General features: G+C 43.8%; 9 protein-coding genes. 5 read left to right on the plus strand and 4 right to left on the minus strand.

Features of this window, described 5'->3' with window-relative positions:
• Positions 1 to 109 precede the first annotated feature (109 nt).
• The 5 genes from MC7420_RS41860 to MC7420_RS26035 all read left to right on the plus strand — a co-directional run bounded on the left by MC7420_RS41860 (position 110) and on the right by MC7420_RS26035 (position 6,815).
• The gene (locus tag MC7420_RS41860) at positions 110 to 421 is read left to right on the plus strand and encodes a hypothetical protein (RefSeq protein ID WP_006104110.1); all 312 of its coding nucleotides are present in this window, start codon (positions 110 to 112) and stop codon (positions 419 to 421) included.
• A complete protein-coding gene (locus MC7420_RS26020; RefSeq protein ID WP_198016559.1) occupies positions 414 to 1,319 on the plus strand; it encodes a cytochrome P450 in 906 nt (301 codons plus the stop codon). The genes MC7420_RS41860 and MC7420_RS26020 overlap by 8 nt, the downstream gene beginning before the upstream one ends.
• 63 nt (positions 1,320 to 1,382) lie before the next feature.
• A complete protein-coding gene (locus MC7420_RS36315) occupies positions 1,383 to 4,256 on the plus strand; it encodes a type I polyketide synthase (RefSeq protein WP_006104113.1) in 2,874 nt (957 codons plus the stop codon).
• 223 nt (positions 4,257 to 4,479) lie between these two features.
• Positions 4,480 to 5,823 (plus strand): DnaJ domain-containing protein, encoded by a 1,344-nt coding sequence (locus MC7420_RS26030; RefSeq protein WP_006104119.1) that lies wholly within the window; start codon positions 4,480 to 4,482, stop codon positions 5,821 to 5,823.
• Positions 5,824 to 6,101: 278 nt separating this feature from the next.
• Positions 6,102 to 6,815: a PEP-CTERM sorting domain-containing protein gene (locus MC7420_RS26035; RefSeq protein WP_006104145.1), complete on the plus strand. Its 714-nt coding sequence runs from the start codon at positions 6,102 to 6,104 to the stop codon at positions 6,813 to 6,815.
• Between the two features lie 721 nt (positions 6,816 to 7,536).
• On the opposite strand, the gene MC7420_RS38560 is transcribed toward MC7420_RS26035, so the two are convergent.
• The 4 genes from MC7420_RS38560 to MC7420_RS44160 form a co-directional block, all read right to left on the minus strand.
• On the minus strand, positions 7,537 to 7,767 hold the full coding sequence (locus MC7420_RS38560; RefSeq protein WP_006104101.1) for a hypothetical protein: 231 nt from the start codon (positions 7,765 to 7,767) through the stop codon (positions 7,537 to 7,539).
• A 9-nt stretch (positions 7,768 to 7,776) separates the two neighbouring features.
• On the minus strand, positions 7,777 to 10,953 hold the full coding sequence (locus MC7420_RS42895; protein WP_232231786.1) for a pentapeptide repeat-containing protein: 3,177 nt from the start codon (positions 10,951 to 10,953) through the stop codon (positions 7,777 to 7,779).
• A gap of 613 nt (positions 10,954 to 11,566) precedes the next feature.
• Positions 11,567 to 12,148 carry an HMA2 domain-containing protein gene (locus tag MC7420_RS26045; RefSeq protein ID WP_006104134.1) on the minus strand — a complete coding sequence of 194 codons (582 nt, stop codon included), beginning with the start codon at positions 12,146 to 12,148 and terminating at the stop codon, positions 11,567 to 11,569.
• Between the two features lie 78 nt (positions 12,149 to 12,226).
• Positions 12,227 to 12,337, minus strand: coding sequence for a DUF5132 domain-containing protein (locus tag MC7420_RS44160; RefSeq protein WP_083799179.1), 111 nt, complete (start codon positions 12,335 to 12,337; stop codon positions 12,227 to 12,229).
• Position 12,338 lies beyond the last annotated feature (1 nt).

Here is a 12,338-nt window from a genome sequence, read left to right on the forward strand (position 1 = left end):
TTTTAAGTCTGCCAATCACTACTACTGACCGAGGGAAAACCCTAAGAGTAATATTGTGAGGCTTTTGTTGCAGCTTCAATCTGAATTTAGAGCGTAGGAACTAACCGAAATGACAACAACTATCCGCTTTAACCCTTTCCAACCAGAATTTCATCAAAATCCCTATCCCACCTACGAATATTTGCGTCGAGAAGACCCAATTCATCGCAGTTTTCTGAATGCTTGGGTGATTACGCGCTATGAGGATGTGGAAGCCATTCTAAAAGATACTCGCTTCTGTGTCGATGACTTACCCGAACGCCTAATCCAGAAAAGCCATTACCTGAAGCAAGGCAATCTTGACCCCCTAGCTCAAACGATTCATAACTGGCTTTTTTTCCTAGAGCCTCCTTCATACACGATTGCGAGGTCTGGTGAGTAAAGACTTTTCTCCTGTCACTGTAGAAGGAATGCGACCTGAGATAGAAACAATGGCGAATGACCTACTGGCGAAAGTAAAAGCCACAGGAGAAATGGATGTAATTAAAGATTTAGCCAGTCCCCTACCCGCGATGACCGTGACTCGCATCTTGGGACTCCCACCAGAAGACTATCCTAAGCTAGTGCGTTGGTCTTATCAGTTATTCTTTGTTTTTGATCAACCGATGTCTTTACAAGGTTATCAACAGCAAAATCAAATGGCAATAGAAGCCAGAGACTACCTGACTGAAAAGATTAGCCACTTAGAGAAATATCCGAATGATGGTTTAATTAGTCGTTTAATTACAGCTAGAGATGAAGGAACCCGTCTAACTCAAGAAGAAATTCTTGGCTTTTGTATCATGTTACTGATTGTTGGACAAGAAACAACGAAAAGCCTGGTGGGAAATGCGACTGTTGCTCTCCTGAAGCATCCTGAGAAGCTAGCCGAACTCAAACAAAATCCAGACCAGATTAAAAATGTGGTTGAAGAGTTACTCCGCTACGATAGTCCAGTTCAAGTGATTGCGCGTTTAGCCACAGAAGATGTAGAAATGAGAGGGAAAATGATTCAAGCAGGGGATAAAGTGATTCTCTGCATTGGTGCTGCAAATCGCGACCCAGAACAGTTTACCAATCCTGACCAACTAGATTTTAACCGCCGCAACTATAGCTTGCCTTTTGGGGGAGGAATACACTTTTGTTTGGGTGCATTTCTAGCTAGAGTCCAAGGACAAATTGCAATTAATGCAATGGTGCAAAGATTACCGAACCTTCAGCTCAACACGGAAAGGCTAGACTGGCGTGAAAGTATCACATTGCGAGGGCTAAAAAGTTTATATGTAACCTTTGAAACTTAATTTATTGATTCACTGAAGTGTTAATCGGATAAACTTTACTTTAGAGCCTTAGAGAGATTTAATATGAGTCAAGAACCAATTGCAATTATTGGGTTAAGCTGCCGTTTTCCTAAAGCGGATAACACACAAGAACTTCATAAATTAGTGAGTCACGGGATTGATGCAATCACTCAATCACCGCGAAACTCCAGTGAGTCAGATTTCTCAATTTGGGGAGGATTTTTAGAAAATATCGCTCAATTTGCTGCTGATTTTTTCAAGATTTCTCCCCAGGAAGCGGCAATGATTGATCCTCAACACCGTCTTCTCTTAGAAACCACATGGAATGCTTTAGAAGATGCTGGTCAAGTCCCTAAAGAGTTGGCGGGTAGCAGGACAGGAGTTTTTGTGGGGATTGCCAGTAATGACTACTCTCGATTAATCAATAATCAGGGAATTGAACATCTGGATGTAACGACGGGAAACCAACGAGGAATGGCGGCGAATCGGATTTCCTATTTCTTTGATTTTCGGGGAGTCAGTATGTCTGTTGACACCGCTTGTTCTTCAGCTTTAGTGGCAGTAGACCGAGCTTGTCGAAGTCTTTGGACAGGAGAATCTACCCTAGCTTTAGTCGGGGGAGTTAATCTGATCTTAGTAGAAAATACGACAGGAAGATTTGAAAAGGCTGGTTTAATTGCCGGGGATAATCGCTGCAAAGTATTTGATGCTCGTGCTGATGGTTATGTCAGGAGTGAGGGGGTGGGAATGGTGGTGTTGAAACCACTAGCTCAGGCACAGGCAGATCGCGATCGCATTTACGCTATCATCAAGGGAAGCTGTGTAAATCAGGATGGACGGAGTAATGGTTTAACCGCACCAAACCTGCAAGCACAAGTGGATTTACTCCAGCAAGCCTATCAACAGGCTCAAGTTGATCCGACAACAGTTACCTATATCGAAACCCACGCCACTGGAACTCCTATTGGTGATGCGTTGGAACTCAAAGCTATTAGTAAGGTTTTGGGGAATCAGCGTTCCCTAGATAATCCCTGTCGGGTTGGTTCAGTCAAAACCAATATTGGACATACAGAAGCAGTATCGGGTATGGCGGGTTTAATCAAAGTGATTCTCTCCCTCCAGCATCGTCAGCTTTTCCCCACCCTTCATTTCCAGCAACCTCATCCTGCCATTAATTTTGAAACCTTAGGACTACAGGTACAACAGCACCTAGAGTCATTACCCCCGACAACAAAACCCCTACTGATGGGAGTCAGTGCTTTTGGTTTTGGCGGGACGAATGCTCATGTAGTGCTAGAAGAAGCACCATCAACGCCTACAATCTATCCTGTTACTACACCGTTTCATCTTCTCACCCTGTCTGCTCAAACTGAAACCGCCTTGCACACCCTTGTCAAAGGTTACCTAGTGTGGTTATCTCAAAACCCAGACGTGGATTTAGGTAATCTTTGTTACAGTGCGAATACTGCGCGATCAAATTTTTCCTACCGTCTCTTCACCATCGTTGCTTCCATCAACCAACTCCAAGATAATCTAGAACAATTTATTCAAGATAGGAATACCCCAGTAGTCCTAACTGGTACAGTAAACAAACGCCAGCGCAAAATTGATACCTTATCGGCGATTCAGGAGAGCTTGGCTATTACTGAATCTCAGAATATCTTTACTGTTATTGGTGAAAATCGTTCATTGTGGCAGCAAATGTTAACCAAGTTAGGACGCCTATGGTTAGAAGGATATAAAGTTGACTGGAACTTAATTTATCGAGCCGATTCCTATCAGTTAACTTCATTACCGAGTTATCCTTTTGAAAAACAGAGGTATTGGTTTGAATCGACGGTTAAAGCATCTAGTCCTTTGGACATAAAGCCTATTGCTTCTCAACTATCTATCAATACGGATACTCTGAGTGCCTCTGAGAATACCACCCTATTTCAACTCAGGCAAATTTGGCAAGCTTTACTCAACAATAAAACTGTTCGAGCAGAAGATAATTTTTTTGAACTAGGTGGAAATTCATTTCTAGCCGCAAATTTATGTTTAGAAATTGAAAATATATTTGGTCAAAAAATATATCCGATCACAATTTTTGAATTTCCTACACTCGGAGGACTTGCCCAAGTTCTTCAACAGTCTCCACTACAAAATTCATCTTCTTTAACTATCATTCAACCACAAGGTAAAAGGGAAATATCTCCTCTAATATCGATTAATTCAATGGGGCAAATGCGAAATTTAGCCGCCAATTTGTGGGAAGAATATCCATTAGTAAACCTAAATCTCTTCAGATTTTCCCAGGAAATGATTCAAAAAATATCATTATTGGAACCTCAGGATAAACTTCCGGCAATAGCAGAAACTATGGTGCAAGATTTGTGTCAGTCTACTCTCAAACCACCTTATCAGTTTATCTGTTTTTGTGGAGATGCTCATTTGACTTTAGAAGTTGTGAGGCAGTTGAGAAAATTAAACCAAGACGTTGCATTTATTATCTTGATTGATGGAATTTTGCGATCATACAAACCTCAATTATCTCATCGATATGAAGTTGTCCGTTTATTAGGTGTCAATTATCTTTTTGCCAAAAGCAAGAATTTATTTAAAAAGCATATTCTTAGAAAATTTTCATCATTTTCTCAGCAAAATTCAAGCCAGATACAGCAAAAAAGCAAATTTGGAGAATTTTATAGTGACTATTTAGTTTCTCGGAAGCAGTATATAGTCCAACCTTATCCTGAGCAGACTTATCTCCTCCTTTCCTTAGAATGGCAGAATGCAGATTTATCTCGACTGAAACAAGCGGCTGGAGAAAATTTAGAAATTTATCAAGTACCCGGACCTCATCATCATCTTTTTGATCAACCTTATATTAACGATCTGGCTAAACCAATTAACGAAATTTTAAAGGCTAGTACACTTCCGATTGAATCTAGCTAAGTAGGTGGGGACAATTAAAGTTAACGGCAGGGATCGTCATTCGTCATTCGTCATTCGTCCTTTGTAAGAGTTTGAGGCTTTTTAACATAACTTCATAAGGTTGAGTTTATTTCCACCAACCTACTTAGTAGGTTAGAAAGCAATAGATAGAATTGGATAAATGATTGGGGCAGTAATTCAATGATTGATTAAATTCTCGATTGTATGACAGAATTAATATGGTATGCTTCCACCCAGTCAGATGCAGGATTATCGTAATTACTATCAAATTCTGGAGATTTCTCCTGGCGCAACCCAACAGGAGATCAAACAGGCTTATCGTCGCCTCGTGCGTCAATACCATCCAGATTTGCATCCTGATAATCCAGACGCCACGGAGCGATTTAGAGTAATTTGTGAGGCGTATCAGGTGCTGTCGGATGAGGTAAAGCGGCGTCAGTATAACCAAGAGGTTCAACCTCAGTCTAATCCGCCTAAAACGGAGTCAATGACGGCTCAAGATTTCTATGGGCGGGCGGTTAGTAAGGCGTTGGCTAAAAATTATCAGGGGGCGGTTAAGGATTGTAATCAAGCGATTTCCCTAAATCCTAACTTTGTAGACGCCTACGTGGAACGGGGCGCAGCGCATTATAAACTAGGAAATGCTAGGAGAACACTACAAGATTGTAATCAGGCATTAAGGATTAATTCTCAGTTTGCCCCAGCTTATTATTACCAAGGGAGATCGCGTTATCGACTGGGATATAGTCAGGCGGCGATTGATGCCTATACTCAAGCGATCGCGTATGATTCTACTCATGCTAAAGCTTACTATCAGCGCGGTTTAGCCCATAAAGATTTGAAGGAATTTGAAAGCGCGATCGCGGATTTTCACCAAGCGGCACAATTGTTACGTGAACAAGGAGATAAAACAGGATATCGGTTAGTTCAGGAAACGTTGCGAACTCTGCAACAGACACCCGGAAAAGGGGGAGTTTCCCGGAAACGAAATCCTATCCGTTATCTCAAAGGGTTATTGGGGGACACGCTATTTACAATCAAGTCCTTTTTACTCAATCCCATGGGGGGACTATTACCCAGTTTTGCCCGTCTCGATGCTCAACGCGCCATGGTAGTAGGATTCATGTTGGCGGTGATTTTTGATGCTTGTTTTGTCTGGGGTATTTATGCAGGGTGGCGGGATGTAGTTTTTGTTTCCCTGGTTCCGTTAATCGGTGTGGGTATGATGCCGTTTATCATTCTAGCCGCGATGAGTGCGATCGCCCGATTAATTCGGCGTCATCCTGGTAGTTTGGCGGGGGATAGTTTTCTGGCTGGGGCGACATTGATGCCATTAACTATTTTAGCGATCGCTAATGGGATTTCGTCCAATTTGCCGAGTCAACTCATGGTGATGATCACCGTATTCACTAGCTGCTACACGATTCTGACGCTGTATAGTGGTTGCACGCAAATCGCCAATTTCTCGGAAAAGACAGCCGCGTTATTGGTTCCGGTGATGGTTTTAGTCAGTGGCTGGATTTCCTATTGGGCATTTATGGCGATGCTGGGAATGGCGTCTTTTTGAGGATGCAATCGAGACACTGTACCCAGCCGATAGTTCATTAAGTTTGTGTAAACTTACAAACTCCCTAAATAAAATAGGAAATCCTGGAAACAATTCTAGACATTATCGCCAAACGAACTAAAGCCGGACATTTTGGGCATATTTTCTAGTAATACTTTCCTTATAGTTTAGTTGAGGTTATATGAAAAGCTAATGAAGTTAAGTTAATCCGCTTGCTTTGCCAAACGTAATCACTCTACGCTAGATAACAGTACAGTTATCAGTATGCTTAAAAAGCTATGAAAAAAACCTTATTGGCAAGTTTAAGTGTAGTCTTAGGTTTAATCTTCGTTTCTGAGAATGCACAAGCCCTTACCTTGTATGCGGAAGACTTCTCTGGTCAAAACGGCAAAGGAGCAACAGGCGGAGCAGCTACAGACGTAGTTGGCGTAGATTGGTCGATTGAGTTGCATGATGCGGCTCTCTTTGACTCCAACGATTACTTCAGAGTCGAGGCTGAAGCCTTCACCGCTCGTGATACAAACGCGGGTTGTCCGAATGTAAGATGTTCTGGGGGTAATCTTAATCCCTTATTTCCAGCGTGGCTGAGTCCAGAAATCGATATTTCTGGATTTAGTAATCTGGCGTTATCGTTGGATGCGTTCGCCAGTGATGTCAGTTTTGAACACGAGGAAAATAGCCCGATTGGTCACAAAGATTACTTTATCGTGTCCTATTTACTGGATGATGTTGAATTTTTAGCGGCTGACTTAATTACCCAGTCTGGGCTTTTCACGAATCAAACGGTGAATCAAGCGATCGGTGATGGTAGTACATTACAAGTGAAAGTGCAGCTAAACACGACTGCATCCACAGAGTTGTTGTCATTTGATAATATTTTGGTCACAGGAGATCAAATCAATCCCCCTCAGTCTGTCCCTGAACCTGCGTCTATTATGGGTTTAATCGCACTTACGGGTGTCGGTATAGCTTCCCGTAAACGCCATCTGTAGGGGCGGGTTTAGGAATTAACTTTTGGGACATAACCAATAACTTTCGTACAAAACCCGCCCTCCCCCAGCCCGGGCTAAATTAATCGGGTTATCGTCAACCCAATCTGTAGGGGCGGGTTTAGGAACTAACCTATCAAAACATAACCAATAACTTTCATACAAAACCCGCCCTCCCCCAGCCTTGGCGATTAGACAGCCCTGGCGATTAGAAATCGCAGCTACACAAACAAAGTCCGCCTACGCGGACTAAATTAATCGGGTTATCGTCAACCCAATCTGTAGGGGCGGGTTTAGGAACTAACCTATCAAAACATAACCAATAACTTTCGTACAAAACCAGCCCTCCCCCAGCCTTGGCGATTAGACAGCCCTGGCGATTAGAAATCGCAGCTACACAAACAAAGTCCGCCTGCGCCGACTAAATTAATCGGGTTATCGTCAACCCAATCTGTAGGGGCGGGTTTAGGGACTAACCTATCAAAACATAACCGATAACTTTCGTACAAAACCCGCCCTCCCCCAGCCCGGGCGATTAGACAGCTATGGCGATTAGAAATCGCAGCTACACAAACAAAGTCCGCCTGCGCCGACTAAATTAATTGCGTTATCGTAAACCCCATCTGTAGGGGCGGGTTTAGGAACTAACATATCAAAACATAACCAATAACTTTCATACAAAACCCGCCCTCCCCCAGCCCGGGCGATTAGACAGCCATGGCGATTAGAAATCGCAGCTACACAAACAAAGTCCGCCTGCGCGGACTAAATTAATCGGGTTATCGTCAACCCAATCTGTAGGGGCGGGTTTAGGAACTAACCTATCAAAACATAACCAATAACTTTCGTACAAAACCCGCCCTCCCCAGCCGATGGTGGGAATTGAGGTGTAACGATGAAGAAATGCGATCGCGTCTTCCCAGTCTGTTGTCTTAATAGTAAAATGGGTCAGCATTTGAGCGGCTCATGAATTTGGCGCGTCTGGTGACGGATTGGGTGGGGAAAGCGATAGCAGTTGCTTTAACCCTTCTGGCACATTTTCGGCTGTTTCTAATCCTCGCACGTTTTCCCAGTTGGTGTGTTCATCTCCATCAATACCGTCTAGCCATGCGCCGCTGAGGTCTGCGGAGTTAAAGTTTGCCCCCTTCAGGTCTGCCCCATTAAGTTGTGCGAAGCTAAGGTTAGCACTGCTGAGGTTAGCGCTGGTGAGGTCGGCGTTGCTGAGTTCTGCACCACTGAGATCTGCCTTGCTGAGGTCTGCACCGTTAAGGTTTACGTTACCAAGTTTGGCATCACTGAGTTTGGCGCTGGTGAGATTAGCACTGTAAAGGTTAGCGTTCCAGAGGTTTGCCTTCCATAGATGGGCGTTGCTGAGATTAACTCTGCTGAGGTCAGCCTCATTAAGGTCAGCCTCATTAAGGTCAGCCTCATTAAGGTCTGCGCTGGTGAGGTTGGCATCTTGGAGTATGGCGCTACAAAGGTTAGCCCTACTGAGGTTGGCGCTGTTAAGGTCTGCCTCGAAAAGTGCTACACCTGCGAGATTAGCGCCACTGAGGTCTGCACCACTGAGGTTAACGGCGCTGAGATCTGCGCCACTGAGGTCTGCGCCACTAAGGTTTGCACCACTGAGGTCTGCGTAAACGAGGTTGATACCCCTGAGATTTACCTGCTTGAGATTGACGTTGCTAAGAAATTGGCTAACTGTATTTATAAAGGTGTCAAGTTTAACGCTATTGCTATAACTAATAATACGAAGTAATCGAGTTGGCTCAAAACTGTCACTATCTGGCTGACCACAGGGATTAAAGCTAATCTTACCCTTCACTTCATCCGTGTTCTGAGCGTAACGATTCAATACTAACAGCAGAATCATCACATTTAGCCCAGCATAGATATCCACCTCTCGCAATCCCATCAAACTGCCATGCTTTCGCAAGTTTAGCATTTTTTTCTGAGGTAGATTACTCGTAGGTTCTGCATTAATAAAGTCCCCATTACACCAATCCAAGTAGAATTCTTCCAAACGCTGGAATAATTGCACAAATTCTTCGGGACTGACATCAAGCAACGCCATCATATACTCGACAATTTCCCAAGTCAGCCCTTCATAACCCAGTAAATCGTAAACTTCCTCAGCTAACTGCTCCTGGCTAACTAGAAAACCGCCACGTCTGCGGCGCGGTTCAACCCACTCTTTCAAACTTTCAACTAACCGCTGAGCGCATAAAAACTCAGCAAAACTTTTATGGACAAACTCCACCGCACCTTCGGTGGCGTCAGCAGCAGAAGCGGGTCGTAAATAAAACGCTGCTAGGGCATTTCTCAACGGATTATCACCAATGCGTTCTCGTGCCTTTTCTAACAATTTCCTGGCTTGATCATCTCCCTTGAGACGTTCCTCAATCATGGGAATTGAAGTCCACTCTCCACCCGATTGAGTGACGCATAACCCCGCTTCCGTGAGAATGCGCCGCAAGTCATCTGTCTCCTGTTCAGTAAGTTCCAAATTCAGGTCTTCAGAACGCTGCTGAGTCAGTACCCAATCTAAAGCTTTTTGATAAATCAAGACTTTAGCATCAGCGCGGCTGGTTCCCTCAAACATTTCTAAGGATAGTTCACCATCCCGATGCATCGCAGCTAAAAGGTAAAGTAATAGCGGTTCTCGCGCCAATTCTTTCACCCGTTCTGGGCAGTTTTCAGCCTGTAAAAACTCCCCAAATGCGTTAGCTTTATCCTCACCCACCAAATTTGACCATTTCTCCAACCACTGCTGCTGGAGTTGGTCATTCATGAGGGCAATTTCTACCCGTTCTAAATTTCCAGGTAGAAATCGTTCAATCCCATGTAATGCTAATTCTCGACCCGTGACTAAAAACCGATGTCCCAGTTGGGAATGTTGCTGACAACTGGTTTGAAAATTCCCCACCTGTTTGAGAAACTTTTCAATCCCGCCTGTAGTTCTTCCCTCCATTCGCAATTCATCAAATCCATCCAGGACGAATAAAAATCGGGTATTGCGGTCAGTTAACCAGCCGTCATTACTCTTAACAAAATCTGCCTTAACCGCAGCGCGGAGGGTATTTTCGATATTGTTTTCAAATGCATCAATATCCCGGAGTCGAATCAGAATCGGTGTCCAGATGGGATGAAGATGTTCTCGCACCCAATTGGCAAACATCCGACAAAAGACACTTTTTCCCCGTCCGGGTCCCGCTTGAATGAATAGAATTTGACCATTTTTATCCGGGTTCGTAAGCTGGTTTTTCGCCCACTGTTCTAAATTAACCGGGTCTGCTTTTTTATCAACTTTGCCGTTTTTATCCACTAAATGGGCTTCTAGTGGCACATAGATATCGGAAAGCGTAAAATTTTCACCCAATACTTTCCACTGGGTTTGTAATAGAGGATTACTGGTATGAGGAGATATCTGTTCAGTTAAATAGGATTCAATGCTGCCATATTTCTGGCTGGCTTGGGTTTCCCGCGCGGCGGTACGGGTTAATTGTAGGGGTTGGGTAATCGTCTCTGATTCGTAGGAGAGTAGCTGATCAATTATCGGATAGATTCCCCAGGCTACCCATCCGGTTACAATAGGAATACTGTCCTGATTTAATCCTACTTTATCTAAGTATTCTGATAATTGCTGATTTAAAGCCTGTCCTAACCGGGATTCAGGAAAATAGGTTAAAGCGTCTTCAATTAATTTCTGGTCAAGTTGAAGTTCTCCAAGCTGATCCAATTGCGACTTAGCCGCTTGATTCGATATCCCAGAACCAATTTTTTGCTGTAACCAATCATTCTCACGCACCAATGTATCGAAACGTTCCAGATACGCTAAAGGAAACGCGATCGCCGCCCACTCTTCTAAGCTTGTCTTTCCCTTAACCTTACCACGATACAGGTTCACCCCTTTGCGAGTAAGCCCCACAAACGACAACCCCGCCGGGATCACCGCCACAGGTGCGGCTGGCGTTCCCAATAAACCTAACGCGATCGCTAATTCTAACCCAGCTTTGGAAACCTCTGCGCCAGCCTCGGCAATTTCTCCCGGTTTCCCTAATACCCGGATATCAGTATTGAGAAGCTTCCACAACTCATCAGGATTGAAAAATTGCCGCCAAACCTGCTTAAATTTGTTCACCGTCACTCAGGCATTAGACTCTCCCTTACACGATACAGCAGTTTGCTTTGCTATGCGGTACATTGTCGATCCCCCTAAATCCCATAAGCAAAAAAAGCGAAGCATCCTCTGGCTTCCCCATGGAACAAAAAGCGAAGCATCCTTTGGTCTCCCCCTTTTTAAGGGGGACGGAAGGGGGTCCTACTTCGGGACGGGAGGGGGATCTGAAGGGGGACTTTGATCTACTGTACTTTATTACAGCGCAAAGAGCTGTAACCTGAATTCACCCACGTTCGTAGTTGTTCTTGTAGCCAACTTGAACGCCAGGAAATAAATTTCTTATCGTTAAGCTGTAATGCATTTAAATTGGGTATTAGTAGCGAGCAAGATGCTCAATGTAGCGAGCAAGATGCTTAATGTAGCGAGCAAGATGCTTAATGTAGCGAGCAAGATGCTTAATGTAGCGAGCAAGATGCTCGCACTACGGCAAGGACTCGCAATTCTTGACATTATGGTTTAAATGCCGAACAGCTTAAGCTCAAGTAAGAATCGAGCTTACTGAGTAAATCTTGCAACCCGTTTTAACGGGTTTAAGCTTTTAGCCGGAACTTTAGTTCCAGGCTTAATGGGCTATCTATTCCTGTGGTTCGCTGGTATAATGCAGCTTAATAAAACTATCAAAGGAATACCAAGCTAAAACATACCAAGGAATCGCTTCAATCATCAATCCCTTAACAATTAATTGCCTTATCGCTAAAACACTAAAACCCAAAGGAATCAAAAATCTTATATCAACGATCCCATCGGTTGCACTTCTCACGCGCCGATTGAGATGAGTGACAGCATAAGTTACACTAGCCGCCGCATCAGATTGACCCTTTTCAGAACCTCTCGGTTCTTGTTCAGGAAGCTGGCTCAACGTAACTCCTAAATCCTGCAAAATCGCCCAAACTCCCTCGAAATTAATGTGATCTTGGGCGTAAAAAATAGTAATACTACCACTGTGGATATTAGCTCGTACTCGATAAATCTCTAGACGTTCATTCAACAAATTGATCAGCGGTTCAATATCCTCAGATTGGCGATACTCTGGAGCCACCCGCAATCGCACTCGCCCTGGTGTTTGACTGATCAGTTCAGCATAAATAGGTGAAACACCTATTTCGGGCGTCGTTTCCTTTAGTTTTGGCATTTTAGAATTATTGGTGATGATCATAATTAATTCTCAATTATGAATTGTGCCTCATGAATTGTAGAGACGCGCCATGGCGCGTCTCTACACAGTTAATCGAAATTAACCTTCACTATTCGGCGCGGGTTCCAATTCGGCTTGGTTTTTTTGTTCAGCCAATTCTGCCTTTGCTTCTGCCACGATGTCTTCAAAAACTTCGCCAGATTCTGAGATC

The sequence above is a fragment of the Coleofasciculus chthonoplastes PCC 7420 genome (assembly GCF_000155555.1).
Taxonomy (GTDB): Bacteria; Cyanobacteriota; Cyanobacteriia; order Cyanobacteriales; family Coleofasciculaceae; genus Coleofasciculus; species Coleofasciculus chthonoplastes_A.

What these genes read in the sequence shown, in the direction of transcription:
- MC7420_RS41860 (WP_006104110.1), top strand. Translation starts at nt 110, where the DNA reads ATGACAACAACTATCCGCTTTAACCCTTTCCAACCAGAATTTCATCAA.
- MC7420_RS36315 (WP_006104113.1), top strand. Translation starts at nt 1,383, where the DNA reads ATGAGTCAAGAACCAATTGCAATTATTGGGTTAAGCTGCCGTTTTCCT.
- MC7420_RS26030 (WP_006104119.1), top strand. Translation starts at nt 4,480, where the DNA reads ATGCTTCCACCCAGTCAGATGCAGGATTATCGTAATTACTATCAAATT.
- MC7420_RS26035 (WP_006104145.1), top strand. Translation starts at nt 6,102, where the DNA reads ATGAAAAAAACCTTATTGGCAAGTTTAAGTGTAGTCTTAGGTTTAATC.
- MC7420_RS38560 (WP_006104101.1), bottom strand. Translation starts at nt 7,767, where the DNA reads ATGCTGACCCATTTTACTATTAAGACAACAGACTGGGAAGACGCGATC.
- MC7420_RS26045 (WP_006104134.1), bottom strand. Translation starts at nt 12,148, where the DNA reads ATGATCATCACCAATAATTCTAAAATGCCAAAACTAAAGGAAACGACG.